This window comes from Thioalkalivibrio sp. (assembly GCF_007692535.1).
In the GTDB taxonomy this organism is placed as follows: domain Bacteria; phylum Pseudomonadota; class Gammaproteobacteria; order Ectothiorhodospirales; family Ectothiorhodospiraceae; genus Thioalkalivibrio.
In genome coordinates, this window is sequence record NZ_REBW01000117.1 from 1 (window position 1) to 25,465 (window position 25,465).

Sequence of the window (25,465 nt, forward strand, 5' to 3'; positions counted from 1 at the left end):
AACGACACTGTCCTACTCCCATCGACCCAGGGGCGAGAAGGGCGGGTTCGGTCTGAACCTGCAATCTCGGTATCCCGGTAAGCCCCCTCCTGATCGTCACGGAAGCTCCGCAGAGGATCCCTTCGCGCGCAAGGCGCGCTCCTACCGGTCCTTGCCCTTGTGGGAGCCTGCCTTGCAGGCGAAGATTTTGGCGGTTTCGTTGCGGTCAATACGATTTTCCCGGCCTGCGGAGGATTCGTGATCATCAGGATCCGCCTTGACCAGCCTGACCCATCATGCGGCGATCCAACCTCCCGGCTAGTTCTTACAGGGATTCGATCACCGGCGCGGCACGGCCGCCGTAGGCCTGCACCTCACTTCGCCGAATCCGTCCCAGCCGGTCCGTTGTGGGTCATCCAGCAGCGCCTCGATGACATCCAGCGACAGTTCGAGGCGATCCTGCCCCTCGGCATCGATGTTGAAACCGATTCCGACACGGGCCACCTGCCGGGCGAGTGCCCGGGCCCATGGCAGGGGTTTGGCCATGACCGTGGAACGATGGGTCGTCTCCCGGCGTTGATGCAGAGCCGAGAGCTTGACCGAAATCCCCGGGCTCGACCGCACGTCGGCCTTTGTCTCCCGCGCGATCGCATTGATCGCCCGGGCATAGGCGGCGTGGTACCAACGCGCATCGGCGTGGGTAGGCGCGGCCGTCGGATCCAGCGGCAGCCATTCCAGCAAGCCGCGCAGAATTGTCGTGTCGGCTGCCAGGCCAGGTTCCGCTCCGATGGGAAGAGGCAGCAAGCGGCGCGGGGATAATCCGTTCTTCTGCAACGCCAAGATCGAAGCCAGAACCTCCTTGAGCTGGCAGGGGCATGCTCGCCCGCAATCCTTACATCGCATGCTTCATGGCCACGAGGCGGCAACAGATCTGGTCGCATGAAAGCCGGTGACGGATGGGTTCCCTTGTTGGGCCGGCTATTTTTTGCTTCCGCCGCCAGTGTTGGCGTACACGAGACGGCGGTTGCGCTGCACTAGTGGCAACAGCAATGGACTCTGCAGCATCAGTCGTGACGACGTCATCCACCGCGCGTCATATTGTATTGCACTCATACTTGAGCTGTTCTGACGGGCACGATTGCCGCGGATGATATGACTGCATGTACCGGCAGGCGCGAGCATGCCCGGGTCAAAATCCAGGTCCAGCCAGCGGCACAGTTTGTCCAGCATCACGGCCGGTCGTAATGCCAGCTCTTCATAGCCAAGATTAAATGCCTTGATGTGGTGACGCCGGAGAAATCGCTCGGTACGCAAGTTTCCACGCCACCAACGCGCGGCCAGCCGCAACGTGCCGCCTTTGTCGCGATGGTCATTGCCACGCAGACGGGAATCAATCCAGCTTCTCACGTCGCGCGTCAGGTGAATGGCACGCAGGTCATGGTGCTGGTTCAACCAGGCCTGGTAGGGTCGCACTGTCTTGGAGGAATCGACCAGGATGCGGTCATTGCCATAAAGCGCAATGAAGCGATCGACAAGCTCCTGGTATTTCTGCTCCATTCCGAGTTGATGGTGATCTTCGAGCCAGGTCAGCATTTCTCCCCAGAACGGACACTCACGGGCGACAGCGCCACAGGAACAGGCATCTGTTTGGTAGCGTTGGCCACGCAACTCTGCCAGCGGTGTACGCAAAACCTTGGAAATCTCGCCCAGGCCAACGATGCGCGGATGGCAGCCAAGCGACATGTCAAGGATCGTGGATCCGCTGTGGCCGATACCAACAATTAGCAGTATTTTTTGTGTCATTGGCTCTTGGCAGTATGCGGCCGGGACAGGAGATATGAGATGGGAGGATCAGCGGCTGATCGAACGGAATGATGTGTTCGGACGTCCGTGGTACAAAGTGCAAACTGCGCGCAGCCGTGTCACGAGCATGTGAGATCCGGATGCGTTCATGGGCGGCTCTCCGCTAACCGTCCCCGCCGCGGTTTCCGCTGGACGATATCACGTGGGGCGCAGCACGGGAAACAAAAACACCGTCTTCCCCCCTGTCCAACGGTCAATTAAAAACTGACGAATTGACGAAAGGCCTTGCGCTCTTTCACGCCCACCCGTGCCGGCATCCCGTGTCGCCGGAACCGTCCTCGGAAAGGACCGGGTGCGGCGGGCAAGGCCCTGGCCGCGTCATAGGCTGCCGCGCTTCAGGTCATCGATCGCTAGGAGTTGCCGCATGACTGAGACCACTTGCGGCATATCATTGCGGAAACCCAGGCCCCGGGCGCGCGCGATCAGTCTGCGTTGGGCTTGCCGATCCTGCAGCAGCACTGCGGCCCGGCTCGCCATCGCCTCGGGCGTGGTCACGCAGGTTTGCAGTACGCCTTCGCGTGCAAGCTTTGCGAGTCGTGCTGGCTGGTCGCTACCGCCGGCCGGCACTGCAAGCAACGGGCGGCCCTGCGCAAGGGTCTGTTGCACCAGGCTTCCGCCGCCGCTGACGACCAGGGCCGCGCGGCCGATCATTGTCGCGAGGTCGCCGGGGGACATGGAGCGCAGCTCCAGACGCAGGTGGCCGGATTCCAGCGGGACCGAGCTGAGGGGGCCGGCCACCAGCAGGGTGGGGTGGCCGGTTGCGGCGTGGAAGCGTCGCGCCGCCTGCTGGAACGTTCGGTCGATGGGCTCGCCATTGACCATGCCCCCGCCGCCGCCGGAGACGAAGAGGACATGACCCTCGCGCGGCAGGCCCGCCCGGTCCACGGATTCCAGTTCCCGTTCGGGCGTGTCTGGGGGCAGCAACGTGGAAAAGAAGCGGATCTGCAATCGCGAGTTTATACGGGCGAGCAGCCGTTCCCTGCTTGTCAGGTGTTGCTCCGCGGGGAGCGTGATCATCCAGTGTTCATCCAGGGTGCGTAGTTTGCGCAGACCGAAACCCCGGCGACGACTCGAAGCCCGCGAGCTGATGTAGATCACCTTGGTGACGCCCAGTTGACGGCAAAGCTTCAACTGGCGCTGGCGCAGCGTGCTGTCAAAGATCACCAAGTCCGGCCGGAGCTCGCGCAGGATCCGTTCGATGCCGTCAGTGTCGCGTGTGGGGGAGTCGCGCAGGGTGTGGTAGCCGAGACCACCGGGCTTTTCGACGTCGGCATCGTGGCTGACGCAGATGTGCAGACCCCACTTAGGGTGACGGGAGCGGCATGCCTGGGCGATCGTCAGGGCGCGGTAGTATTCCCCGGCACCCTGGGGACCGCTGACCGGAATGAAGAGGATGACGGGCGGGGAGGGTTCGGTGCCGATTGCCGCGTTCATTGTCCCCGGTCTCTTTCCCGGGCCGCGGCCGTCTCCGCCCGGTTCGGCAGAGTCCTTTTGCCGGGCATTCCCACTTTCTTCATGATCAGCCGTACGTAACGGATGCCTGGATCCAGAGCGCATGCGAATCCGTCGCCGAGCGTAAGAATGCAGACATCGGTGCCGGAGGCGCCCATCTCGGTAGCCGACGTGGCCACTGAGCGCTCCGCGGCACCCCCTGCCGGCGAGTCGATGCCGAACACGACAGGGTTCACTCGCGGCTTCCCGATGTCTCGGGTGATGACAGGGAACTCGTAGGCCCTGTGGCCTTGCCTTGCAGGACCAGCGCGTACGCGGGCCCAAGGAACGCGGCAAGATAGAACCAGCTCACCTGAGAAGTGAGATAGGTCTGCGTGGTGCTCGCGGTGAACGCAATTGCCATCACGGTCAGGGCGGCCAGCGCCATGCGCCCCTCGCCCCCCCCACGCTGAAAAAGTCGCCACAGACCGAGGGCAAGGCTCGCGAACAACAGGGTCACGATTGCCAAACCGACGATTCCTGTCCAGAGGAGGATGTCCAGCGGGCCGCTGTGAAAATGGGAGCCAGCGGCGTGAAACTCATCGGGGATCGCGGCCTTTTCGCGCAGGTAGGCACCCGCTCCAGGGCCCCAGCCGAACCAAGGTCGTTGCCGATGGAAGTCCACTGCCTTCTGCCACTGAACCAATCGGATCCCCATGCTGGTCTGCTGTATCTCTCCCGATTCAATGGCCTCCTTGATCACGGCGACATCGCGTTTGACTCGATCACTACTCACTGCCCAGCCCAGCCAAAGAGTCGGTATCAAAACCAGGACAACGGCAATGGCCGGCAACCAATGCGTGCGGTTTGAACCGGATGCCACGGGGCCTCGGTGCAGGCGGCGGTAGCCCAGCGCGGCGCCGGCGAGGGCGAGGCCGACGGCCAAACCGAGAAGACCTGCCCGCGAATGTGACACCAGCAGGCTGTTGGCCGCTATCCCTGCAGTAACTGTCCACATCCCGCCGCGGAACCAGAACCAGCGACTCTGCCGCGGGCCCCAGATGTCCCGGGCCAGGATCAACGCGATGGCAAGCACCGAGGCGCTGAACAGGGTGTAGAACTGAGGCCCTTCCCACAAGTCGATCTGCGGTGAGGCAAAGCCCGATGGCCAGCCCTGTGCATGATGGAACAGCACAGCGCCGAGCACGAATCCGGCCAGCAGCAGGAGGTACCCGTTGATCGCGCGCCGGAATGCCATGGCGACCCACCAGGCCACCAACCCGATCAGAAAGAACCGCGAAAGCTTCCAAGCGTAATCGTAGTGGCGACCGGCAATTTCGGGATGCAGATAAGCCATTATGATCGCGAGGATGATCACATAGAGGATCCAGACGACCGTCCATCGAATCGCCCAGTCAGCCGTCAGGCGCCCCCACCATTGTTCTCGTTGAACCCAAACACCGCCCGCAGATGCCAACAGGGCCAGAGCCATACCGGTGTTCTGTACCCCCTTTGAAAAGCCCGTACCGACTAGAAGGATGACCAGCCCGGCGACCCCAAGTGCATGAACCAAGCGGGGCATCCCGGGGTGTGAATCGATCTCGGCATTGCGCATTTTGGCGGGCACGGCGTGGTCTCGGATGGTGCAGTGGACTGTGGATCCCGGCACCATTCCACTATGATGGCCCGTGCGGGCTTGCGCCTGCGCGCCTTGAGGCGGCACGGGCACGCAGCCCGGGCAGAGTTTGCCACGATGGCTATCGTCTGGGAACGATGCCAGTTCACGGGCGAAAGGCACCCGAGTGGCATTGATCAGCCGGGGCGCCCGCTATGTCGCGCGGCTGCGAACGCGGATTTTCAGCGGCGGAGCCCGCCAGGGTAAACCCCGTGCGATGGCCCCGCACGGGGCCCGCGTTGCCCCGGGATGCGCGGCTTTGCACGTGGAGACCGGCGGATGCGGGCGCAGCCCGCATGTTTCCATGGCGCCACGGTTAAACGGCGTTCGGGTAGGGTCTTTCATCGCTATACACGGTGCGTGCTCCTAACCATGCGACTCTCGCTCAGAAAATCGAAGGCTCCGCGTGAACTTCCTCCCGGCCAGTGTTTCGACGACGGGCGCGACGTGATGGATGTGCTCGAGACCGTGCTGGGCATGCGGCCGGATTCGACCGTCATCCTCAACTATCACGGCCGGTTGTCCCTCCGAACGAAAGCCGGTGGGCATACATTCAAGATTGCCGAATGCGAGAGCCTGGAGAGGGCGCTGTTGGCGGAACAGGCCCTGAAAAGCGCCTACGCGCAGGGTGGCCCGGTGCCACGGTTCATTGCCCGCACGGGGGCGGTGATCGCGTGCGAATGGGTCGAAGGGCGGTCCTGCAAGTCGCTGCCGGCGCTGCAACAGGTCGAGGCCGTTCTCGAATGCCAGGTCGCGTTGTGGAATAGGACCGCACCGGACCTGCCAGGCCCGCCGAGATACGTGCACCTCGAAAGTCTGCTGGCCAGGTTCGCGCGGATTGGCCCGCGGACCCTGCCGGCGACGACCGTCCAGGGGATCGTCGATCGCCTTAGGGCCCGTCTCCCGGATGCAGTCGACGTTCATCTGATCCACCCGGACCTGACCCCGGTGAATATCGTGATGACCGAGGACGGGCCGGTGATCATCGACAACGAGGTGATTTCGATTGGAGCCGGATGCGAGTTTGACGTCTGGAATTCCGGCGAGGCGCTGTTCGGCTTTCGTAATTCGTCTGCAATCAAGGAATATGTAGAAGCCTTCCATCGGAAATGCCCCATGCCTTCGCTTTTTTCGCACCAGCCTGTCTGGGACGATTTCCGCATGCTTCGAAAGGGGCTCAAATCCCTGACCAAGGGCCGGCGCCTGAAGGCCAGACGTCTTTTCCGGAAACTGGAGCCACGTGAAGACCTCGCATCCGAACATTGTGTTCATCGTGGCTACCGCATGCACTGTCCTGGGAGGCGACCGGATGCGGAACGCCTGTTCCAAGCCGTGGTGGACGGAACCTTTGTCGAGAAGATGGTGTTCAAGAGCGACGGACAGACCTACAGCGGGTTGATCGAAATCGAAGGGCAGACCTGCGTTCTGAAGATTCCGCGCGGCCGTAACCGTCGCCTTTCGCAACGACTGATGTCGTTTTTTCGGCCCAGTGTGGCCGTGCGCCAGATGCAGAGCATGGTGCAACTGGCGCAATTGGGCTTGAGGACGCCGGAGCCGGTGTGCGCCGGAGAACGCCGCGCAATGGGCATATTGACCGATTCGTTTCTCCTGTATGAATACGCTGAGGGACGGACAGCAACACGCGATGATGCCGCCCTGCTGACTCCCGAACTGCTGCGTCTGCACGAACTGGGCTATACCCGGAACGATCCGCATGCAAAGAACTACCTGATCGACGAGCGGGGGGTGGTGTTCATCGACACCATCCTCCGCCGTCCGCGGTTGTTCCGCACCCTGCGCCTGAGCCGGGGCTTGATCCGTTTCACCAGTAGTTCTCCGATGGCTCTGGAACACATTCCCGATCGAATAACGAGTTCCTGGGCCTACCGGCTCGCGCGTGTATTCACCGGTGTGACCCAATGGTGGAAGCATAGGAGGCGCGGCCTGCGGCTACGGTTGAAACAGCGCGGCGTAGGGGGCTCCCGGCGGGAGCGATGATGGCTCCGTCTTTCCCGGGTTACGGCTTCCGCAGGATTCTGAGTCCATAGGGGAAAAGACGCGGGTTGAACCACCACAGCCGAAACGCCTGGAGGTATTTCTGCCGCGCGGCTTCGCGTTGGCCACCCAGCGCCAGAATCTCGGCGTGCTTGAGCAGGTAGGTTGCGTGTGTCTTCGGACGGGTACGGAGATCCGGGATGATCTTACGGTACACGCCCTCGAACCCCTCGATGAAGTTGTTGATATCGCCTGTGATTCGCTGCTCCGCGTCCGAGCGCTTGTTGGCGAGCGGTTTCATCACGGATTCGAAACGAAAATGCCGGGCGATGCGGATGTAGAGGTCATAGTCCTCTCGGGCAGGCAGGCTTGTGTCAAACGCACCCACGGTGTCGAAGACCTCACGGCGACAAAGCAAGGTTGAAAGCTTTGGAGCCCGGCCGCCGGTCTTGCGCAGCAGCCGTTCCAGGATCCAGCCCTGCATCTTCGGTCGTACCGTCCGTATGCGTCCGTCGGCCTTGTGATCAAGGAATCCCGCATCGATCACGCCGACGTCGGGTGCGGCCGAATCCAGCAGGGCAACCTGCATCTCGAGCTTCTCCGGTTCCCAGTCCTCGTCGTCATCGAGGAACGCGATGTACGGGGCCGTCGCGTGGTGGATTCCGGTATTGCGGGCCCCGGAGCCACCACCCTCGCCGTGGTTGATGATGTAACGGATGCGCGGGTCGTCGAAGGTCTCTGTGAGGAGCCGCTGCGTTCTCGTCTGCTGCGGGCGCCCCGAGCCATTGTCATCAACGATGACGACCTCGAGACTGGAAAACGTCTGTGCCAGCACGCTGCGAACGGCGCGCTGCAGGAGTTCCGGACGCCGGTAGGTTGGGATCACGACGCTCACGCGCGGATTGCTGGCCATTGGATTCTCGGGTCGAGCCACTCGTGAGGCCATATCCGGGCGCCGCCGTCGCATGGGGTGTCAGTCGCCGCAAAAGCACCCCTCCAAAGCACAATCGCGCGAAGCCGACATGGCGCCTGCCAGGGGAGCCCCCGGTTTTCCGATCGCCTGTGCGTTGGCGGGCCTGACTCTGGAGTCTAGCCGCGAGCTCATCGGGAGAGCAAGATGCTGCTGCCGGGGGTGGGGAGCGCTGCGCGCTCCAGCCGAAACTTCTGGGCAGTCGGCCCATCCTTCGCGCGCGTATCAGATAGACTTCGGGTTTGCACCAAAGCATTGGGCGGCCGGGGCACGGCGGTGCCGGCACGCCCACTGGTGCATCGAAACCAACGGGGCCGAGCGATGAATTCGGTGGTTATTCTGCGGCTGTCGGCGATCGGCGACGTGACGCATGTGGTGCCGGTGGTGCTGAGCCTGCAGCGACAGCGGCCGGATGTCCGCATCACCTGGATCATCGGCAGGCTGGAGGCGAAGCTGGTCGGCGATCTGCCCGGGGTGGAGTTCCTCGTCTTCGACAAAAAGGCGGGGCTTGCGGGCTATCGGGAACTGCGCCGGCAGCTGCGCGGGCGGCGCTTCGATGCCCTGTTGCACATGCAGGTGGCACTGCGCGCCAACCTGGCCGCGGCGCTGGTGCCGGCGTCGGTCCGGGTGGGCTACGATCGCGCGCGCAGCAAGGATCTGCACGGACTCGTGGTCAATCGGCGCATCCGCGCAGTACCCGCCCAGCACGTCCGCGACTGTCTGGCGAGCTTCCTCGAGCCGCTGGGTCTCGAGGCGGCGGAACCGCGCTGGGAGATCCCGCTGGGCGATGGTGATCGGGCGTTCGCGGACAGCCATCTGGAGCCCGGCCGTTTCAATATCGTGTTGAGCCCCTATGCCAGCCATCCCCTGCGCAACTGGTTACCTGAGCGTTATGCGGCGCTGGCGGACCATGCGATTACGGCCCACGGAGCGCGGGTGATCCTGGTCGGCAGCCCGTCAGGATTGGAGAAGGCGTTTGCGGCGGAGATCGAGTCGCAGATGCGCCAACGCGCGGTAAACCTGGTGGGGCAGGACACCCTGAAGCAGCTGGCGGCATTACTGGCCGGGGCCGACCTGCTGGTGGCACCGGATACGGGCCCTGCGCATATCGCCAACGCGATGGGGACGGATGTGCTGGGCCTCTATGCCGCCAGCAACCCGGACCGTTCGGGGCCGTACGGCTCGCGGCAGTGGTGCGTCAACCGCTATCCGGAGGCGCTGGCGAAATTCGCAGGCCGCAGCGTGGCCGAAGCTCGCTGGGGCGCAAAGGCCGAGTTTCCCGGCGCAATGGCCCTGATCTCGGTGCAAGACGCCACCACGATGCTGGACCGCTGGGTGGCTGCGCAGTCCAGCATCGGCTCAACCAGCCCTCAGGATCCTGCGCCCGAGCCCCGGGTGTAGTCGCGGTAGGACTTCTCCTCCACCAGCGAGGAACCCAGCGCGAGGTTGACCTCCCTCTTCACCGCAGCGCGCTTGTCGTTGGTGATATAGACCGAGCGCGCCAAATCGATGAAGCGCTCGCCGAAATGGCCCGCAGCCTCCTGCTCGCGGATCGCGTCCTCGATTTCCCAGAGCTCCTCGTTGATCGCCTTCAGCGCCATGCGCTGGGCACTGACCCTCTCGGCGTCCGGCAGAGTGCTGTTCCACACGCGGTTGAGTTCGTCCAGCTCCCGGCGGATGTTCTGCAGCTTCGCTGGGTCGTCGATGCGCTCGGACTTGATCTCCAGAATGGTGATCTTGTCCAGCACTTCGCCGAAGGAGACGGGCACGGTCATTACGTCGGTCATAACGGCAGTCCAGAAGTCGCTTGTGGGTGATTGGCGGGCGCCGCTGCCGCAGGCAGCCTGTCGTCCGTACCGGTTGATTGGCCGTTTAGGGTCAGCGGCCGTCATTCGCCGAAGAGCCACTCCTCGCTTAGCAGGCCTGGGCAACCGGTATGGGTTACGCCGCAAGCGGGGTGCCGAACGAGAGAGGCAAGGCTTTCGGCCCGAGTGCCGCGATGCTCGCCTCCCTGCGCAAGCTCGTCCAACGGGATCAACGGGCGACGGTGGATTCAGCCGAGAAACCGCCGCAAGATATGGAAAACCAGGCTAAGTACGATCGAAACGATCACCATCGACGTGATCGGGATGAACACCCGCGTGCTCTCGCCCTCGATCCGGATGTCTCCGGGGAGCCGCCCGAACCAGTCGAGCAGACCGGCCATGTACAGCAGTCCGGCGCCGACCAGCGCAAGACCGATGAAGACCAGTACGACGCCCGGGGAAACGTTCATTGCATCATGCCTGCCGGGCTGCGCAGGCGCATGCTCCGTGTGGTGTTGGCAGAGCCGCTAGTCTGCGCGCAGCAACCCTGGCAGACCAAGTGCGCTCGCGGCCATCGTGCGCGTGCCGCGCAGGCGATTCAGAGACGGCCTACGCACTCAGCGGCCTCAGGGCGGCCGGGGCCGAGGCTCTTCCGCTGACGATTACAGCGCAAGTGCTTGTTTTTATTGGTGGGTCGTGTTGGGCTCGAACCAACGACCAATGGATTAAAAGTCCAGTGCTCTACCAACTGAGCTAACGACCCGCTTCGAAGGCTGCATAGTCTACGGCCTGAACCGAAAAACGCAAGCATGGGCCCGCCGGCAGGCTCATGGCTCCGGGCCGCGGCCGGGCTGGTAACGGGTCGGGTCGGTGACACCCGCGGCCTGGAACCCGGCCCGCCGGATTCGACAGCTGTCACAGACACCGCAGGCGCGACCATCGGCATCGGCCTGGTAGCAGCTGATCGTCGCGGCGTAGTCCAGGTCATGAGCGAGACCCTGGGCGATGATTTCACCCTTGGTCAGCGCGATCAGCGGAGCGTGGATGCGAAAGCGCTGACCCTCTACCCCGGCGCGGGTCGCCAGGTTCGCCAGGGCCTCAAAGGCCTCGATGAAGGCCGGGCGACAGTCGGGATAGCCGGAGTAGTCCACCGCGTTCGCGCCGATGAAGATATCGCGCAGATCCAGGGCCTCGGCGAGCCCGAGGGCCAGCGAGAGCAGCGTGGTATTCCGTGCCGGCACATAGGTCACCGGGATCCCGTCCCCAGGACTCTCCGGAACGGCCACCGAGGGATCGGTGAGTGCCGAGCCGCCGATCGCGCCCAGATCGACACGGACCACCCGGTGACTCGCCGCGCCGAGCGCCCCTGCGATCTCCCGTGCCGCGTTCAATTCGACGCGATGACGCTGCCCGTAGTCGACGCTCAGGGCATGGCAGGCATAGCCTTCGGCCCGGGCCAGGGCAAGGCAGGTCGCGGAGTCCAGGCCGCCGGAAAGCAGGACGACGGCGGCCTGGCCGACTCCCGGCGCCGCCACTGCCGATGACTCAACGGCCCGGGACATCGCCCCACAGCAGCTTGTGCAGCTGCAGCTGGAACCGTACCGGAGCCCGCGCCTGCACGATCCAGTCGGCCAGCAGCCGCGGCTCCAACTCGCCATGCACCGGGGAAAACAGCACATCGACCCCTGTCGGCATCGGATGCCTCCCCAGCAGGTCCAGGGCCCAGTCGAAGTCGGCACGGTCCGCCAACACGAACTTGATCTGATCGCCCGGCTTCAACTGCTGGAGGTTTTCCATGCGGTTGCGCGCGGCCTCGCCGGAACCGGGGGCCTTCAGGTCCATCACGATGTTCACGCGCCGGTCCACCGATCCCAGGTCCAGCGCCCCGCTGGTCTCGAGCGAGACCGTCAGGCCGCGATCGCAGAGTTCCCGCAGCAAGGGCAGACACCCGGGCTGCGCCAGGGGCTCACCGCCGGTCACGCAGACGTGGCGAACACCGAAGTCTTCCACCGCCTGCAGCACCTGGTCCAGGCGTAACGACTCTCCGCCGCTGAAGCTGTACTCGGTATCACACCAGCGGCAGCGTAGCGGGCAACCGGTCAGACGCACGAAGACGGTGGGCCAACCCACCTGCGCAGCCTCTCCCTGCAGGGACAGAAAAATCTCCGTGATCCGCACCCGGTCCGCGGGCGCCGATGGGCGCGCCTGGCGCGGGGCGGCTGCCGCCGCAACGGTCACCGGGCGTCCAGGCGGCGCAGTCGATCCTGCGCCAACCGCGAGAGGGTGGTACCGGGATGTCCGGCGACGACCGCTTCCAGTGCCTCACGCGCCGCTTCGGCATCGCCGAGTTCGAAGTGCGAGTAGCCGATCTTGAGCAGGGCGTCGGCAGCCTTGTCGCTGTCGGGGAAGCGCGAACGCACTGCCTCGAAATCCACCAGCGCTCCCTCGTAATCGCCGCTTGCATACTTCGCCTCGGCCAGCCAGTAGAGCGCATTCGCGGAGTAGACACCATCGGGATACCGCTCCATGAAACGCTCGAGCCGTGTAATGGCCTCGCCGTAGTCGCCGCCCATCAGGACCTCGAAGGCGCCCTCATACGCACCCTGCTCGTCCGCATCGGGCAACGGTCCGTCAGTATCCGGCAGCGGCTCAGGCTCGGGCGCCCGGCGGGTCGCCGCGTCACCTTCGACCAGCGAAAGCCGCTCGTCGAGATTGCGGAACTGGTCACGCTGGCGCGCCTGCAGGTTCCGCAGGTCGTTCCCCATCTGCTCCACCTGCCCCCGCAATTGGCGCACCTCCGCCTGCAGCGCATCCGCTCCCTGCAACATCTCGGTGAGCACGCCGGAATCGAGTAGCCGCTCCATGCGGTCAAGCCGCATCTCCACCACCTGCAGCTGGTGCTGGGTGACGACGGTCGAGGGACCGGACTGCGCCCAGGAAGCGGGCGTGGCGAGGAGGATTCCGAGGGCGAGCAGGATACTGGCGGCCCCGCGCATTCGCAGGCTCCCCAAGGGTTCTAGCGCAGTGTTCATGATGACCTCCTCATGCGGGGGATTGTGGGGACGGAGGTGCCATTCCGTCCCCACCGCTGTCCCTTCAGCGCCGTACGTCGTACACCAACTCGACACGCCGATTGCGCGCCCAGGATTCCTCGGTCTGGGTGAAGGCCACCGGCATCTCCTCGCCATAGCTGACCACGTCCAGCTGCGTGTCGCGGGCACCGTTCAGATTCATGATACGGCGTACCGCCTGGGCGCGGCGTTCACCGAGGGCCAGGTTGTACTCACGGGTTCCGCGCTCGTCGGTGTGACCCTCGAGACGCAAGCGTGCACCGGGGTTCTGGGACAGATACCGGGAATGCGCTTCCAGCATCGGGATGAACTCCGAACGTACCGTGTCACGATCGAAGTCGAAATACACCAGCCGCTCGGCCAACGGGCTCTGCGGATCATCCAGGGGATCGGCCCGCAGATCGCGGTCAACCCCCAGTCCGCGCGCCTCGGCCTCGCGGCGGGCTTGTTCTGCCGCCTCCGCCTCGGCTGCGGCAACCTCCATGGCCTGCCGCTCAGTCTCGGTGAGATCGCGCTTGGGCTGGGCGCAGGCCGCCAGCAAACCGGCCATCAGGAGAACCAAACCCCAACGAATCGTTGCATTCATCAATGTATCCTCAAAAGGCGTTCAAGTTGGATCAAAAGGGAAATCAGAGAGGCGACCAGGCGGGCTCCCGAACCTCGCCCGATCGCGCCGCCAAACGCTGGTGCACCCGTCCGTCGCGGCTTACGGAACCCAGGATTCCGCGACCACGGTCCGTGGTCGAGTAGATGATCATGCTGCCATTGGGCGCAAAGCTGGGCGACTTGTCATAGCGGCCCCTGGTCAACAGGGTGACCCGGCGTGTCTCGAGATCCAGCCGCGCGAGGCGCAGACCGCCCTCGCCGCCCTGCACATAAACCAGCGATTTCCCGTCCGGCGAGACCGTCGCCGCACCCGCTGAGGAACCCTCGAAGGTCAGACGCTGCGCCGTACCCGAGGGCAGGCGCATCTGGTAGATCTGGGGCGAACCCGCCCGATCGGAGGTGAAATACAGCACTTCGCCATCCGGAGACCAGGCCGGCTCGGTGTCGATCGAGTTGGAACGCGTGACCTGGGTCAAGCCACCGCTCTCGAGGTCCATCACGTAGATGTTCGGCGTACCGTCGCGCGACAGACTCAGGGCCAGCCGCTTCCCGTCCGGGGACCAGGTCGGAGCGCTGTTGATGCCGGAGAAGCCGGCAAGGCGGCTTCGCGCTCCTGTCTCGACGTTGTGCCGGAAAACCTCGGACCTGCGGTTCTCAAACGAGACGTACACGAGATCGCGCCCATCCGGCGCCCACTCCGGGGACATGATGGGCTGGTTCGAGCGGAACAGCGTGCGCGGATTGGCACCGTCGGAGTCGGCCACCTCAAGGGTGAAACGACGTTCGTCGCCCTGACCGGTGACCCCGACATAGGCGATACGGGCGCTGAATGCGCCCTTGTCACCGGTGATCTGCTCATAGACGATGTCCGAAACCCGGTGCGCACCACGCCGGAGCATCTCCGCGGGCACGGGAATCCGAAAGCCGCCCAGACGCTGATTCGCGAGCACGTCGAAGACGTGGAACTCGATCAGCACCCGATCCTCCTCGGGACGCATCCGTCCGGTCACCAGGTACTCGGCCCCGACAGCCGCCCAGCGCTCGGCGAGGAATCCATCGGGTCCATCCGGCGCCTGCGGCAGACGCTCCCGCGCAAGCACGTCGAACAGGCCGCTGCGCACCAGGTTGGCGCCGACGATCTGCCCGACGTCCTCGGACGCACTGCCCGGCCCTTCCCAGGCGAAGGGCGTCACGGCCACCGGGATCGCGCCGGTCACGCCTTCGGTCACCGTGACCTCGAGCACCGCCGAGGCAGGCCCGACGGCGAGCAGCAGGAATCCCAACAACCAGACCTGCAGAGTTCTTCGCTTCATGATCATCACCTAGCCCGATTGGGGCGAAAAACGTATGCGGATACCACCGCGGACCGCCTCGGCATTCGGCGGCCGGGGCAGCGACTGCAACCGCTCCATGGTCTGGCGCACAGACTCGCAGAAGGCTGCGCTGCCGGAACAACTGTCCACGTTGAAACCGAGCAACCGCCCTGTGTCCGGGTTGATGCGGACCAGCACGACCGCCAGATCGGAATCACGCGTTCCTTCCGGCTTGCGCCAGCGCCGCTCCACCACGGCCTGAACCTCCGAGCTATAGGCGTCGCGCAGCGCATCCTCCCGGGCCCGCCGTTCCGAGGCCTCACGATCGGCCCGGGCAGCCGCCAGCCGCCGCTGCTCCTGCTCCATCTGCTCGCGGCGCCGCTGGTCCTCGAGTTCCCTCGCCTGCGCCTCCCGTCGGCGCGCCTCCTCCTCGGCCCGGCGCCGTTCGGCCGCTTCGCGCTCGCGCAGCTCGGCGGCCTCACGCTCCCTGCGTTCGGCCTCCTCGGCCTGACGCGCTTCCTCCGCAGCCTGCCGGGCCGCCTGCGCGGCCCTGCGCTCGGCCTCGGCGCTGGCACGCTCCGCCTCGATCTCGCGCCGTTCCTGTTCGATCCGCACCCGCTCGGCCTCGGCCATCCGGCGCGCCTCCTCGGCCACGCGCTGGGCCTCCTCCCGCGCCTCCTCGGCTGCACGGATCGCCTCCTGGCGCGCCACTTCCTCCGCCTCGCGCTGGCGCTGCTCCTCCTGCTGGCGCCGCAACTCCTCCTGGCGCTGGCGCTCTGCCTCGCGACGAATCGCCTCTTCCTCCTGCAAGGCCTCGGCGATGCGCTCCTGCTCGACCGTGCGGATCTCACGCTCGATGCGTTCGAAGGTCTCGAGTTCCATCGCGACCGCTTCGATCACCTCCACGGGTTCGGTCTGGAACCGCACCGCAGAGGACGCCGAATGCGGCGCCAGGAACGACACGTTCAGCAACAGCCCGGCGAATAACGCCACATGCAGCAGCGTTACCAGCAGCAGTCGGCCGAAGTGCTGTCGAATCAGACTGAACACAGAATACTCCCGGATCGCGTCAATTCGCGTCCCTGGGCGGTGGCTCGGTCAACAGCCCGACGCGGCCCGCGCCCGCGCGCTGCAGTGCCACCATTGCGTCCATCACCCGCCCGTAGTCCACGTGCCGGTCTCCCCGCACAAAGGTCTGCGTACCCGGCTGGGCCGCCAGCAGATCCTGCACGATCTCGATCATCTGCGGCCCCGCCAGCGGCTCGTTGACCAGCGGACCCTGGTTCAGGCTCATCGCGCCCGCAGCCGTCACTGTGAGCACGATCGGCTCACCCGCCCGCTGCTCCGCCTCCAGGGCCTCGGCCTCGGCCTCGGGCAGATCGACCTCCACACCCTGCTGCAGCATGGGTGCCGTGATCATGAAGATGATCAGCAGCACCAGCATCACGTCGATGAACGGCACGACGTTGATCTGCGACATCGGCCGGCGCAGGCGACGTTTATTGCGGCGTGACGTTTCAGCCATGGGGGGACCTTATTCCCGCGCCTCTGCGGCGCCACGTCCGGCAGTCTGGCGTGCAAGAAGGGACACGAATTCGTCGCTGAAGTTCTCCAGGCGCCCCATCACCCGGTCCACGTCGGTGGCGAACCGGTTGTAGGCGATCACCGCGGGAATCGCCGCGAACAGGCCCAGGGCGGTCGCAATCAGCGCCTCCGCAATGCCCGGCGCCACCATCTGCAGGGTCGCCTGCTGCGCACCGGCGAGCCCGAGGAAGGCGTGCATGATGCCCCAGACGGTACCGAACAGCCCGATGTAGGGGCTGGTCGAACCCACTGTCGCCAGGAACTGCAGGTAGCGTTCCAGTTCGTCGCCCTCGCGCGCAATCGCGACCCGCATCGACCGGTGGGTGCCATCCACCACCTGCGCGGGATTCTGACGCACGCGCAGGAATTCCTTGAAGCCCGAGGAGAAGACATGTTCCATGCCGGACATGTCGGGCTTGCGACGGATCCCGTCGTACAGGTGAGCCAGATCCACTCCGGACCAGAAGCGCTCCTCGAAATCGTCGGCAGCCCGGTGGGCGACCTTGATGGTCCGGGCCTTGACCAGGATCACCAGCCACGACAGCACGGAGGCAACGACCAGGATCACCATGACCAGTTGCACGATCAAACTGGCTTCCAGGATCAGCCGGTACAGGGAAAGGTCAACGCTCACAGTTCATCTCCTAGATCCAATTCGATCGCTGCCCGTACGGGCACCGGAATGGCGACCGGCACAAAACGTTCAGCATCCACGCAGGCCAGGCGGACATTCGCCGCGGCCAGTTCCACCGCATCGCGCGATACCGCCTGCCTCACATCCAAACTGGCCCGACCGAGTGCGGTCGGCCGGCAACTCACCGACAGGATGTCGTTGAAGCGGGCCGGACGCCTGAGATCGAGGCTCACCGAACGCACGACGAACAGCACCCCGGCCTCGGCGCGCAGGCGGTCCTGCTCGAAACCGCGCTGGCGCAGCCACTCCGTGCGCGCCCGTTCCATGAACTTCAGGTAATTTGCGTAGTACACCACGCCACCGGCATCGGTGTCCTCGAAATACACACGCACCGGCCAGGAAAATTCCCCGCCGCGGGCCGCCGCGGCCGGCACCGAACCCATGGGCATCAGCCCCGACCCCCCGTCCCCGCAGGCGGGGTGAAGAGATCCGGTCGCGCCGCCACGCGCTCAGGCAACCCGAGCAGCAGGAAGCTCTGCCGCGTGGCCTGACGCCCGCGTGGCGTGCGCATCAGGTATCCCTGCTGAATCAGGAACGGCTCCACGACATCCTCCAGCGTGCCCCGGTCCTCGTTCAGCGCGGTAGCCAGGCTCTCGACACCCACCGGACCGCCATCGAATTTCTCCACCAGTATCTCCAGAAGGCGCCGATCCTGGGCATCCAGGCCCGCCGCGTCGATCGCCAGCAGGTCCAGCGCCTCGCCCGCGACCGGCCCGGAGATGAATCCATCGGCGCGGACCTGGGCGAAGTCGCGGACCCGGCGCAGGAGGCGGTTGGCCAGCCTGGGGGTCCCGCGCGCGCGCCGCGCGATCTCCATCGCTCCTCCGGGCTCGATGCCCACCTTCAGCAACGCTGCCGCACGACGGACGATGCCGGCCAGATCCTCCACCTTGTAATGCTCCAGCCGCTGCACGATGCCGAACCGGTCACGCAGAGGCGCCGTCAGCAGGCCCGCGCGCGTCGTTGCGCCCACCAGCGTGAACGGCGGCAGATCCAGTTTGATCGACCGTGCCGCCGGGCCCTCGCCGATCATGATATCGAGTTGAAAATCCTCCAGCGCCGGATACAACACTTCTTCCACCACGGTCGGCAGGCGATGAATCTCATCGACGAACAGCACGTCCCGCGGCTCCAGGGCCGTCAGGATCGCCGCCAGATCACCCGCCCGTTCCAGCACCGGCCCGGAGGTCTGGCGCAGCCCCACCCCCAGCTCATGCGCAATGATGTGCGCAAGGGTGGTCTTGCCCAGTCCCGGCGGCCCAGCGACCAGGGTGTGATCCAACGCCTCGCCACGCCCACGCGCCGCCCGGATGAACAGGTCCATCTGCTCGACCGCGCGTGGCTGCCCCGCGAATTCCGCCAACCGCAGCGGGCGCAGGCTCACCTCGTTGCCCCGGTCCTCGGGGAGACGCTGCATATCAACCAGACGGGACTCCATTATCACAGTATGACCGGAAGGGGTCATCGTTTACACCCGGAATCAACGCAAAAAAATCGAATCCTGGACCCGGTCGACGGCAGACGGCCCGGTATCCATTGGGCCTCCGGGCGTTTGCCAGCGGTCATGCTTTTTTTCTCGCGGCCGGCACCGGTGCGGACGACCCGAGGCCCGGCTGCAGGCGCATCTTCCTCAGGAACGCAGCGTGGCGCGCAGGGCGAGACGCACCAGGGCTTCCGTGGTCTCCGCCTGTCCGCGCACTGCTGCGAGCATGCGCTCGGCATCGGCCGCACGGTAACCGAGAGCCTCGAGTGCCGCCGCCGCCTCACGCTCGATGCCGCGTGCAGGCGTGCCGGCATCTCCGCCGGCGGCAGCGCCGAAACCCAGCTCGGTCAGGCGCTCACCCAACTCGAGCACCACCCGCTCCGCAGTCCGCTTCCCGATGCCCGGAACGCGCGTCAGCGCGGCCACGTTGCCACCCGTAATATGGCCTGCCAGCTCGTCGGCCGCCATGGTCGAAAGCATCGCCAGCGCCAGTCGGGCACCGATCCCGTTCACCCGGATCAGACGCCGGAACAGATCGCGGTCACGCGAACGCAGAAACCCGAACAGGGTGTGCGCGTCCTCCCTGACCACCAGATGAGTGAAAAGCACCACTGGCGCGCCAGCCTCGGGCAGACTGGCCAGGGTCGACAACGGCACCTCGATCTCGTAACCGACCCCGCCCACGTCGAGCAGCACGCTCTGCAGATCGCGCGTGCGCAGGATGCCCTCGAGCCGCGCGATCACGACCGCGCCGCCAGGGCCGCCAGATGGCGACTGGCATAGCCGCGGGTATGGTGCGTATGGGCGTGACACACGGCGACCGCCAGCGCGTCCGCCGCATCGGCGGTCAGCGGCTCCGTGATCTGCAGGATCTGTCGCATCATGTGCTGCACCTGGGCCTTTTCCGCCCGCCCGCTGCCCACCACCGCGAGCTTCACCGCGCGCGGTGCATACTCGAAAACCGGCAACCCGGCCTGGGTCGCGGCGCAGATCGCCGCACCGCGGGCCTGACCCAGCTTCAGCGCCGACTGCGCGTTCCTGGCGAGAAACACCGTCTCGATCGCCAGCGCCGCAGGTCGCAGCTCGGCGATCACACGGACCACACCTTCGAAGATCTCGCCGAGACGCTCGGGCAATTCCCCGTCCCCCGGGCGGATCACGCCGAAACCACAGGCCTGCAGATGGTTGCCCTGTGCATCCACCACCGCGAATCCGGTCACGCGCGAGCCGGGGTCGATGCCGAGGATGCGCATCCGCCTCAGCCGCCGGTCACGGATTCGGGGAAATCGGCGTTGGTGAAGACGTTCTGCACGTCGTCCAGGTCGTCGAGCATGTCCAGCAGCTTCAGCACGGACTGTGCGGTCTCGTCGTCCAGCGGGGCCACGGTGCCCGCGCGCATGGTCACCTCCGCGTTCTCGGGTTCCAGACCGCGCTCGCGCAGGGCGGCGCTGACGCCATCGAAGGCCTCGGGATCGGCGAGTACCTCGATGGCGCCGTCTTCGTCCACCAGCACGTCCTCGGCACCGCCCTCCAGCGCCGCCTCCATGACCGCCTCCTCGTCAGTGCCGGGGGGGAAGCCGATCACGCCCTTCTTGTCGAACAGATAGGCCACCGAGCCGTCGGTGCCGAGGTTCCCGCCCATCTTGGTGAAGGCATGACGGATCTCGGCAACGGTACGGTTACGGTTGTCGGTCATACAGTCCACCAGGATCGCGGCGCCGCCCGGTCCGTAGCCCTCGTAACGGATCTCTTCGTAGTTCACGCCCTCCAGTTCCCCGGCGCCGCGCTTCACCGCCCGATCGATGGTGTCGCGGGTCATGTTCGCTGCCAGGGCCTTGTCGGTGGCCAGGCGCAGGCGCGGGTTGGAACTGGCATCCGAACCCCCGGCACGCGCCGCCACGGTGATCTCCCGGATCAGCTTGGTGAAGAGCTTGCCCCGCTTGGCGTCCTGGGCGTTCTTGCGGTGCTGGATATTCGCCCACTTGCTATGACCGGCCATCGTATGTCCCGTATTTCGCTGTACATGCTGTAGAAAGAGTCTGACTCACGCTCGGCGCCAGTGTACCCGTGTCTCCGGGCATTGCCACGCCGCTGGAACGGTCACGCGCCGGCACGGAATCGGGTCAGAATTCACCGGTTTTCAAAAACCGGATCACGGCATCCGCCACCTCGCGCGAGAGCAACAGACCGAAATGGCCGTGCGGCACCTGCAGGTGCCGGGTCACGTCGGGGGCCTCGGTCTCCTGCACCGCGACCGTACCGTCGTGCGGTCGCGGCAGCAGTGTGGGCAGCAGGCTCCCGAGGCCCAGGCCCCGACTGCCCGCGATCATCCCGACGCCGCGGCCCTGCAGCAGAGGGCTACCGCCCAGCAATCCGCGATCCAGCGCCGGGCCCAGCCATTGGCGCCCCAGCGCGGAGCGCGCCATCCTGGCCGCGGCCCGGCTCCCGGCCAGGGCGCTGCCCAACATGACGATCCGCCCCGGACGCTGCACCGGCTCAAGCGCGAACAGGTGCCGCACGACGATACCCCCGAGGCTGTGCGCCACCAGGTGGACCACGTCCCCAGGCACCCCTTCCAGGTACGCCGCCAGTCGCCGCGCCGCCTGTTCCGGCGTCTGCCGGCGCGAGGCATAGCGAAAGGCGCGGACCTCGTAACCCGCATGGCGCAGCCGACGACGCAACAGAAGCATCTCCAGCCCGGTCATGTGCCATCCGTGGACCGTGACGACGGTGGCGCGCATGCGTCCGGAATCGCCTGGGTCGGGCATGGGCAGACCTAAGTGGCGCCGGGCTGCGCTCGCAGCCGGATCCCCAGTTCACGCAACTGGGCATCGTTGACACTCGCCGGGGCGTCGGTGAGCGGGCAGGCCGCGCTCTGTGTCTTCGGGAAGGCCATTACGTCGCGGATGCTGCCGGCACCGGCCATCAGCATCACCAACCGATCCAGGCCGAACGCGATACCACCATGCGGCGGCGCGCCGAGGGTCAGGGCCTCGAGCAGAAAACCGAATTTCTTGGCGGCCTCTGCCTCGCTGATTCCGAGCAGATCAAAGGCTGCGCGCTGCATCTCGGGACTGTGAATACGGATCGAACCACCACCGACCTCGGTTCCGTTGACGACCATGTCATAGGCCCGCGACAACGCCGAGCGCGGATCGGCGCGCAGCGCCTCCGGGTCCCCCACGGCGGGCGCCGTGAACGGGTGATGCAGCGCGTAGAAACGGTTTTCCTTCGGATCCCACTCGAACATGGGGAAATCGACGACCCAGAGCGGCTGCCAGCCCTCGACGACCAGGCCCCGGTCCTGCCCCAGGCGAACGCGCAGCGCGCCCAGGCTCTCGTTGACAACCGTGGCCTTGTCGGCACCGAAGAAGATCAGATCGCCATCGGCGGCCTCGGTTCGCTCCAGGATCGCCTGCACCACGGCCTCGGGCAGGAATTTCAGGATCGGCGACTGCAAGCCGTCCGGACCCTCGGCAAGACTGTTGACCTTGATGTAGGCGAGCCCGCGGGCACCGTAACGGCCCACGAACTTGGTGTAATCATCGATCTCCTTGCGCGACAGCGTGCCGCCGCCGGGCAGCCGCAGCGCGGCCACGCGACCCTCGGGGTCGTTCGCCGGGCCGCTGAAGACCTTGAAGTCGACCTCGCGCATCACGTCGGTCAGTTCGGTGAATTCCAGCGGGATGCGCAGGTCGGGTTTGTCCGAGCCGAAGCGCGTCATCGCCTCCGCATAGCCCATGCGCGGGAACGGGTCCGGGAGATCCACACCGAGTACGTCCCGGAACATGCTGCGGATCAGGCGCTCGTTCAGCGCCATCACGTCCTGCTCCTCGACGAAGGCCATCTCGATGTCGAGCTGGGTGAACTCCGGCTGGCGGTCGGCGCGCAGATCTTCGTCGCGGAAGCAGCGGGTGATCTGGTAGTAGCGGTCCATGCCGCCGATCATCAGCAGCTGCTTGAACAGCTGCGGCGACTGTGGCAGCGCGAAAAAGCTGCCCGGATGGGTGCGGCTGGGAACCAGGTAGTCGCGTGCACCCTCGGGCGTGGCCTTGGTCAGCATCGGCGTCTCGATGTCGAGGAAGCCGGCTTCGTCGAGAAAGCGCCGCAGGCTGCGGGTGACGGCGGCGCGCAGGCGCATCCGCTCCTGCATCACCGGCCGACGCAGATCGACGTAGCGGTAACGCAGGCGGGTCTCCTCGCCGACGTCGTCATCGTCCAGCGGGAATGGCGGCGTACGGGCGGCGTTGAGCACCTCCAATTCAGTCCCGAGGATCTCCACCGCCCCGGTCCTGAGTTCCGGGTTGGTCGTTCCCTCGGGGCGCCGGCGTACCCGGCCGGTCACGCGCAGCACGTATTCGCTGCGAACCTGTTCGGCGCGGGCAAACATCTCGGCCCGATCGGGATCGAAGACCACCTGAACCAGCCCCTCGTGATCGCGCAGATCCACGAAGATCACGCCACCATGGTCGCGGCGACGGTTGACCCAACCACAAAGGGTCACCTCCGAGTCGAGTTCCGCCTCGGTGACCAGTCCACAGAAATGAGTCCGCATTGCGCCAGTTCCCAGCCAGATGAGGCGTGTCCGCCATGTTGTTCGGGTCGCGCCGTCGCGCCCTGGCCCGACGGTCGCGAAGGGCATGGGATGTTACGTTTTGGGCACCCCGGGCGCAAGCTTCGACGGTCCCTGCGGCTGCCCCTTCACGGATACCGGCCACTCCGGCACGACCACCCCCAGCGACATCACGAACTTCAGGCCGTCCTCGACCGACATGTCCAGTTCGATCGCGTCATCACGCGGCACCATGATGACGAACCCCGAGGTGGGATTGGGCGTGGTCGGGATGAATACGGTGACCACGTCCTTGTCCGTGCGGTGCTGCACCTCCCCCACTCCTACCCCCGTCTGGAAACCCAGGGTCCACAGCCCCTCGCGCGGATACTGCACCATCAGAACCCGGCGGAACGACTGCCCGCCGTTGCTGAACAACGAATGCATCACCTGCTTGACCGCACTATAGATCGACCGCACCAGGGGAATCCGGTCGACAATCGCCTCACCCAGGTCGAACAGCTTCCGACCGACGATGTTCGCCGCGACGATGCCGGTGAGAAACACGATCACGATCGCCACCACCACCCCCGTTCCCGGCACGCTGAACCCCAGGATCGCCTCCGGCCGCCAACTGGGAGGCAGGAGCAGGATGGTGAAGTCGAGCAGATCCACCAGGAACTTGATGATCAGCCCGGTGACGATCAGCGGAACCCAGACCAGCAACCCCGCGATCAGATAGCGGCGAAAGTGGACCAGCACCTAACTCGCCTTGGCTGCCGGAGTGCCCCCGGCACGGGCGGGGGCGGGGGCCGGGGCCGGGGCTGCGGTACCCGCCGAGGGCTTCGACTCCGCCTTCGGCACCTCCTTCAGATTCCGCTGCTTGTCCTTCTTGAAGTCGGTCTCATACCAGCCGCCACCCGCCAGCCGGAAGCCCGCCGCGGAAACGAGCTTGGTCAGGCCGCCGACACCGCAGCAGGGGCAATCCGTGAGCACCGGATCGGACACCTTCTGGATCACCTCGGTCATTTCGCCGCAGTCACGGCACTCGTATTCGTAAATCGGCATGTTTGCAACTCCGGATTCTGCGCAGGATGGGCGTATTATGCGTCTGAATTTTGCGAATTAAAGCATCACCCTGCGACAATCGCGCCAAGACACGCGCAGTCCGAAGGCGCGCAAAGACAAACCCGAGGGAAATCAATGGCCGACAAGATCGTGATCATGTTGCTGACCCTGGATCTCGACCGCTACGGTACGCTGGGGGCGCCCTTTTTCCAGGCCACGGTGGCAGCGGTGATGGATATCGAGGTGGAGATGTACTTCGCCGGCCAGAGCACGCGCCTGTTGATCGAGGGATTCGCGGAGACCATCCATCCCGGCACGGCACGCGAGAAGTCGGTTTACAGCTTCATGCAGGATGCCCACGAGGCCGGCGTCAAGTTTTATGCCTGTACCGGGGCGATGAAGGAGAACGGACTGACTCCGGAAAACGCGATCCCCGAAATGGATGGCATGCGTGGAGGCGCGGCCTTCATCGGCGAGGTGATCGAGGACAATGTCGTGACCCTGACCTACTGACATGGACCAGACCGCCCGAGCGGTCCTGATCACAGGCTGTTCCTCCGGCATCGGGGAACACGTCGCGCTGGGGCTGAAGGCACAGGGCTACCGGGTATTCGCGACCGCGCGCAGGAGTGAATGTGTCGCGCGGTTGAAAAGCCAGGGATTCGAGGCCCTGCGCCTCGACCTCGACGACTCCGCAAGCATCCAGAGCGCGGCGCACGAGGTGCTGGTGCGCACCGGCGGCCGCCTCTATGCCGTCTTCAACAACGGCGGGTACGGTCAACCGGGAGCGGTGGAGGACCTGTCCCGACAGGCGTTGCGCGCCCAACTGGAAACCAACGTCCTCGGCTGGCTGGAACTGACCAATGCCCTGATCCCGGCCATGCGCAAGCAGGGCGAGGGCCGCATCATCCAGAACAGTTCGGTCCTCGGCCTGGTCGGGCTGCGGCTGCGTGGCGCCTATGTCTGCTCGAAGTTCGCGCTCGAGGGCCTCAGCGACGTGTTGCGCCAGGAGCTGCACGGCAGCGGGATCCACGTGATACTGATCGAGCCCGGACCGATCCGCAGCCGCTTCCGGGCCAATGCCTTCCTGGCCTATCGGCGCTTCATCCGGCCCCGCCAGAGCCACTGGCGCCAGACCTACGAGCGGTCCGAGCGACGCCTGAGCGACCCCGGGCGCGGAGCCCCGTTCACATTGGGACCGGAGGCGGTACTGAAGGCTGTGGTGCGGGCACTGGAAGCACGCCGACCGAAGGCGCGTTACCGCGTCACCTTCCCCACCCGCCTCTTCGCCACACTGAAATGGCTGCTCCCCACCCGCGTGCTGGACTTCGTCCTGCGTGCCGTATCCCGCAGCGAGAACCGCTGAGAGCCGCTGC

At 65.5% G+C, this 25,465-nt stretch carries 27 protein-coding genes, 1 tRNA gene and 1 pseudogene; 4 read left to right on the plus strand and 25 right to left on the minus strand.

Translation table 11 applies throughout. The annotated features are described in order from the left end of the window. Positions 1-307: 307 nt before the first annotated feature. The 4 genes and pseudogenes from EA346_RS05670 to EA346_RS05685 form a co-directional block, all read right to left on the minus strand. A pseudogene (locus EA346_RS05670) lies at positions 308-690 on the minus strand (proline dehydrogenase family protein); the annotation flags it as partial. 267 nt (positions 691-957) lie between these two features. Then, positions 958-1,782, minus strand: a complete 825-nt coding sequence (locus tag EA346_RS05675) for a sulfotransferase (RefSeq protein ID WP_296756536.1) — start codon at positions 1,780-1,782, stop codon at positions 958-960. 378 nt (positions 1,783-2,160) lie between these two features. Next, the gene (locus EA346_RS05680; protein WP_296756538.1) at positions 2,161-3,276 is read right to left on the minus strand and encodes a hypothetical protein; all 1,116 of its coding nucleotides are present in this window, start codon (positions 3,274-3,276) and stop codon (positions 2,161-2,163) included. A gap of 250 nt (positions 3,277-3,526) precedes the next feature. Then, the gene (locus tag EA346_RS05685; RefSeq protein WP_296756540.1) at positions 3,527-4,900 is read right to left on the minus strand and encodes an O-antigen ligase family protein; all 1,374 of its coding nucleotides are present in this window, start codon (positions 4,898-4,900) and stop codon (positions 3,527-3,529) included. A gap of 525 nt (positions 4,901-5,425) precedes the next feature. On the opposite strand from EA346_RS05685, the gene EA346_RS05690 reads away from it, so the two are divergent. Further along, positions 5,426-6,946 (plus strand): phosphotransferase, encoded by a 1,521-nt coding sequence (locus tag EA346_RS05690; protein ID WP_296756594.1) that lies wholly within the window; start codon positions 5,426-5,428, stop codon positions 6,944-6,946. 19 nt (positions 6,947-6,965) lie between these two features. Here EA346_RS05690 and EA346_RS05695 read toward each other — a convergent pair whose 3' ends face one another. Beyond that, complete coding sequence (locus EA346_RS05695; protein WP_296756542.1) at positions 6,966-7,856, minus strand: glycosyltransferase family 2 protein; 891 nt, start codon at positions 7,854-7,856, stop codon at positions 6,966-6,968. Positions 7,857-8,234: 378 nt separating this feature from the next. Between EA346_RS05695 and EA346_RS05700 the strand changes: the two genes are divergently transcribed. Then, on the plus strand, positions 8,235-9,314 hold the full coding sequence (locus EA346_RS05700; protein WP_296756544.1) for a glycosyltransferase family 9 protein: 1,080 nt from the start codon (positions 8,235-8,237) through the stop codon (positions 9,312-9,314). On the opposite strand, the gene EA346_RS05705 is transcribed toward EA346_RS05700, so the two are convergent. The 20 genes from EA346_RS05705 to EA346_RS05800 form a co-directional block, all read right to left on the minus strand. After that, positions 9,284-9,700, minus strand: coding sequence for a DUF6165 family protein (locus EA346_RS05705; protein ID WP_296756546.1), 417 nt, complete (start codon positions 9,698-9,700; stop codon positions 9,284-9,286). The two genes, EA346_RS05700 and EA346_RS05705, sit on opposite strands and share 31 nt — an antisense overlap. Before the next feature lie 266 nt (positions 9,701-9,966). Then, on the minus strand, positions 9,967-10,188 hold the full coding sequence (locus tag EA346_RS05710; RefSeq protein ID WP_296756548.1) for a DUF2905 domain-containing protein: 222 nt from the start codon (positions 10,186-10,188) through the stop codon (positions 9,967-9,969). Between the two features lie 217 nt (positions 10,189-10,405). Further along, positions 10,406-10,481 (minus strand) — tRNA-Lys (locus EA346_RS05715). Positions 10,482-10,545: 64 nt separating this feature from the next. After that, the gene (gene queC / locus EA346_RS05720) at positions 10,546-11,280 is read right to left on the minus strand and encodes a 7-cyano-7-deazaguanine synthase QueC (RefSeq protein ID WP_296756550.1); all 735 of its coding nucleotides are present in this window, start codon (positions 11,278-11,280) and stop codon (positions 10,546-10,548) included. After that, a complete protein-coding gene (gene queE / locus EA346_RS05725; protein WP_296756552.1) occupies positions 11,264-11,956 on the minus strand; it encodes a 7-carboxy-7-deazaguanine synthase QueE in 693 nt (230 codons plus the stop codon). The genes queC and queE overlap by 17 nt, the downstream gene beginning before the upstream one ends. Beyond that, positions 11,953-12,750 (minus strand): tol-pal system protein YbgF, encoded by a 798-nt coding sequence (gene ybgF / locus EA346_RS05730; RefSeq protein WP_296756554.1) that lies wholly within the window; start codon positions 12,748-12,750, stop codon positions 11,953-11,955. Before ybgF ends, queE begins: the two co-directional genes overlap by 4 nt. Before the next feature lie 64 nt (positions 12,751-12,814). After that, positions 12,815-13,375: a peptidoglycan-associated lipoprotein Pal gene (gene pal / locus EA346_RS05735; protein ID WP_296756555.1), complete on the minus strand. Its 561-nt coding sequence runs from the start codon at positions 13,373-13,375 to the stop codon at positions 12,815-12,817. 43 nt (positions 13,376-13,418) lie between these two features. Next, positions 13,419-14,708 carry a Tol-Pal system beta propeller repeat protein TolB gene (tolB, locus tag EA346_RS05740; RefSeq protein ID WP_296756556.1) on the minus strand — a complete coding sequence of 430 codons (1,290 nt, stop codon included), beginning with the start codon at positions 14,706-14,708 and terminating at the stop codon, positions 13,419-13,421. A 9-nt stretch (positions 14,709-14,717) separates the two neighbouring features. After that, positions 14,718-15,758 (minus strand): cell envelope integrity protein TolA, encoded by a 1,041-nt coding sequence (gene tolA, locus EA346_RS05745; protein WP_296756559.1) that lies wholly within the window; start codon positions 15,756-15,758, stop codon positions 14,718-14,720. 19 nt (positions 15,759-15,777) lie between these two features. Then, positions 15,778-16,233 carry a protein TolR gene (gene tolR / locus EA346_RS05750; protein ID WP_296756560.1) on the minus strand — a complete coding sequence of 152 codons (456 nt, stop codon included), beginning with the start codon at positions 16,231-16,233 and terminating at the stop codon, positions 15,778-15,780. 9 nt (positions 16,234-16,242) lie between these two features. Next, positions 16,243-16,908: a protein TolQ gene (gene tolQ, locus EA346_RS05755; protein WP_296756596.1), complete on the minus strand. Its 666-nt coding sequence runs from the start codon at positions 16,906-16,908 to the stop codon at positions 16,243-16,245. Between the two features lie 14 nt (positions 16,909-16,922). Then, entirely contained in the window at positions 16,923-17,369 is a 447-nt protein-coding gene (ybgC, locus tag EA346_RS05760) for a tol-pal system-associated acyl-CoA thioesterase (protein WP_296756598.1), read from the minus strand. 5 nt (positions 17,370-17,374) lie between these two features. After that, positions 17,375-18,424 carry a Holliday junction branch migration DNA helicase RuvB gene (gene ruvB, locus EA346_RS05765; RefSeq protein ID WP_296756562.1) on the minus strand — a complete coding sequence of 350 codons (1,050 nt, stop codon included), beginning with the start codon at positions 18,422-18,424 and terminating at the stop codon, positions 17,375-17,377. 192 nt (positions 18,425-18,616) lie between these two features. Beyond that, entirely contained in the window at positions 18,617-19,213 is a 597-nt protein-coding gene (gene ruvA / locus EA346_RS05770) for a Holliday junction branch migration protein RuvA (RefSeq protein ID WP_296756563.1), read from the minus strand. After that, positions 19,210-19,722, minus strand: a complete 513-nt coding sequence (ruvC, locus tag EA346_RS05775; RefSeq protein ID WP_296756565.1) for a crossover junction endodeoxyribonuclease RuvC — start codon at positions 19,720-19,722, stop codon at positions 19,210-19,212. The genes ruvA and ruvC overlap by 4 nt, the downstream gene beginning before the upstream one ends. A gap of 5 nt (positions 19,723-19,727) precedes the next feature. Then, the gene (locus EA346_RS05780) at positions 19,728-20,468 is read right to left on the minus strand and encodes a YebC/PmpR family DNA-binding transcriptional regulator (RefSeq protein ID WP_296756567.1); all 741 of its coding nucleotides are present in this window, start codon (positions 20,466-20,468) and stop codon (positions 19,728-19,730) included. A 124-nt stretch (positions 20,469-20,592) separates the two neighbouring features. Beyond that, entirely contained in the window at positions 20,593-21,210 is a 618-nt protein-coding gene (locus EA346_RS05785; RefSeq protein WP_296756600.1) for an alpha/beta fold hydrolase, read from the minus strand. A 35-nt stretch (positions 21,211-21,245) separates the two neighbouring features. Further along, on the minus strand, positions 21,246-23,024 hold the full coding sequence (aspS, locus tag EA346_RS05790) for an aspartate--tRNA ligase (protein ID WP_296756569.1): 1,779 nt from the start codon (positions 23,022-23,024) through the stop codon (positions 21,246-21,248). Between the two features lie 93 nt (positions 23,025-23,117). Continuing rightward, positions 23,118-23,783 (minus strand): DUF502 domain-containing protein, encoded by a 666-nt coding sequence (locus tag EA346_RS05795; RefSeq protein ID WP_296756571.1) that lies wholly within the window; start codon positions 23,781-23,783, stop codon positions 23,118-23,120. Next, positions 23,784-24,089 (minus strand): zinc ribbon domain-containing protein, encoded by a 306-nt coding sequence (locus tag EA346_RS05800; RefSeq protein ID WP_296756574.1) that lies wholly within the window; start codon positions 24,087-24,089, stop codon positions 23,784-23,786. A gap of 135 nt (positions 24,090-24,224) precedes the next feature. Between EA346_RS05800 and EA346_RS05805 the strand changes: the two genes are divergently transcribed. Continuing rightward, positions 24,225-24,602, plus strand: coding sequence for a DsrE/DsrF/DrsH-like family protein (locus EA346_RS05805; protein WP_296756575.1), 378 nt, complete (start codon positions 24,225-24,227; stop codon positions 24,600-24,602). Position 24,603: 1 nt separating this feature from the next. Beyond that, positions 24,604-25,455 carry an SDR family NAD(P)-dependent oxidoreductase gene (locus EA346_RS05810; protein WP_296756577.1) on the plus strand — a complete coding sequence of 284 codons (852 nt, stop codon included), beginning with the start codon at positions 24,604-24,606 and terminating at the stop codon, positions 25,453-25,455. Positions 25,456-25,465 lie beyond the last annotated feature (10 nt).

Excerpts from the sequence above, each read along its gene's own strand:
- EA346_RS05675 (WP_296756536.1), bottom strand. The coding sequence starts at position 1,782 with ATGACACAAAAAATACTGCTAATTGTTGGTATCGGCCACAGCGGATCC.
- EA346_RS05680 (WP_296756538.1), bottom strand. The coding sequence starts at position 3,276 with ATGAACGCGGCAATCGGCACCGAACCCTCCCCGCCCGTCATCCTCTTC.
- EA346_RS05690 (WP_296756594.1), top strand. The coding sequence starts at position 5,426 with ATGCGGCCGGATTCGACCGTCATCCTCAACTATCACGGCCGGTTGTCC.
- EA346_RS05695 (WP_296756542.1), bottom strand. The coding sequence starts at position 7,856 with ATGGCCAGCAATCCGCGCGTGAGCGTCGTGATCCCAACCTACCGGCGT.
- EA346_RS05700 (WP_296756544.1), top strand. The coding sequence starts at position 8,235 with ATGAATTCGGTGGTTATTCTGCGGCTGTCGGCGATCGGCGACGTGACG.
- EA346_RS05705 (WP_296756546.1), bottom strand. The coding sequence starts at position 9,700 with ATGACCGACGTAATGACCGTGCCCGTCTCCTTCGGCGAAGTGCTGGAC.
- EA346_RS05710 (WP_296756548.1), bottom strand. The coding sequence starts at position 10,188 with ATGAACGTTTCCCCGGGCGTCGTACTGGTCTTCATCGGTCTTGCGCTG.
- queC (WP_296756550.1), bottom strand. The coding sequence starts at position 11,280 with ATGTCCCGGGCCGTTGAGTCATCGGCAGTGGCGGCGCCGGGAGTCGGC.
- ybgF (WP_296756554.1), bottom strand. The coding sequence starts at position 12,750 with ATGAACACTGCGCTAGAACCCTTGGGGAGCCTGCGAATGCGCGGGGCC.
- pal (WP_296756555.1), bottom strand. The coding sequence starts at position 13,375 with ATGAATGCAACGATTCGTTGGGGTTTGGTTCTCCTGATGGCCGGTTTG.
- tolB (WP_296756556.1), bottom strand. The coding sequence starts at position 14,708 with ATGAAGCGAAGAACTCTGCAGGTCTGGTTGTTGGGATTCCTGCTGCTC.
- tolR (WP_296756560.1), bottom strand. The coding sequence starts at position 16,233 with ATGGCTGAAACGTCACGCCGCAATAAACGTCGCCTGCGCCGGCCGATG.
- ybgC (WP_296756598.1), bottom strand. The coding sequence starts at position 17,369 with ATGGGTTCGGTGCCGGCCGCGGCGGCCCGCGGCGGGGAATTTTCCTGG.
- ruvB (WP_296756562.1), bottom strand. The coding sequence starts at position 18,424 with ATGGAGTCCCGTCTGGTTGATATGCAGCGTCTCCCCGAGGACCGGGGC.
- ruvC (WP_296756565.1), bottom strand. The coding sequence starts at position 19,722 with ATGCGCATCCTCGGCATCGACCCCGGCTCGCGCGTGACCGGATTCGCG.
- EA346_RS05780 (WP_296756567.1), bottom strand. The coding sequence starts at position 20,468 with ATGGCCGGTCATAGCAAGTGGGCGAATATCCAGCACCGCAAGAACGCC.
- EA346_RS05785 (WP_296756600.1), bottom strand. The coding sequence starts at position 21,210 with ATGCGCGCCACCGTCGTCACGGTCCACGGATGGCACATGACCGGGCTG.
- aspS (WP_296756569.1), bottom strand. The coding sequence starts at position 23,024 with ATGCGGACTCATTTCTGTGGACTGGTCACCGAGGCGGAACTCGACTCG.
- EA346_RS05800 (WP_296756574.1), bottom strand. The coding sequence starts at position 24,089 with ATGCCGATTTACGAATACGAGTGCCGTGACTGCGGCGAAATGACCGAG.
- EA346_RS05805 (WP_296756575.1), top strand. The coding sequence starts at position 24,225 with ATGGCCGACAAGATCGTGATCATGTTGCTGACCCTGGATCTCGACCGC.
- EA346_RS05810 (WP_296756577.1), top strand. The coding sequence starts at position 24,604 with ATGGACCAGACCGCCCGAGCGGTCCTGATCACAGGCTGTTCCTCCGGC.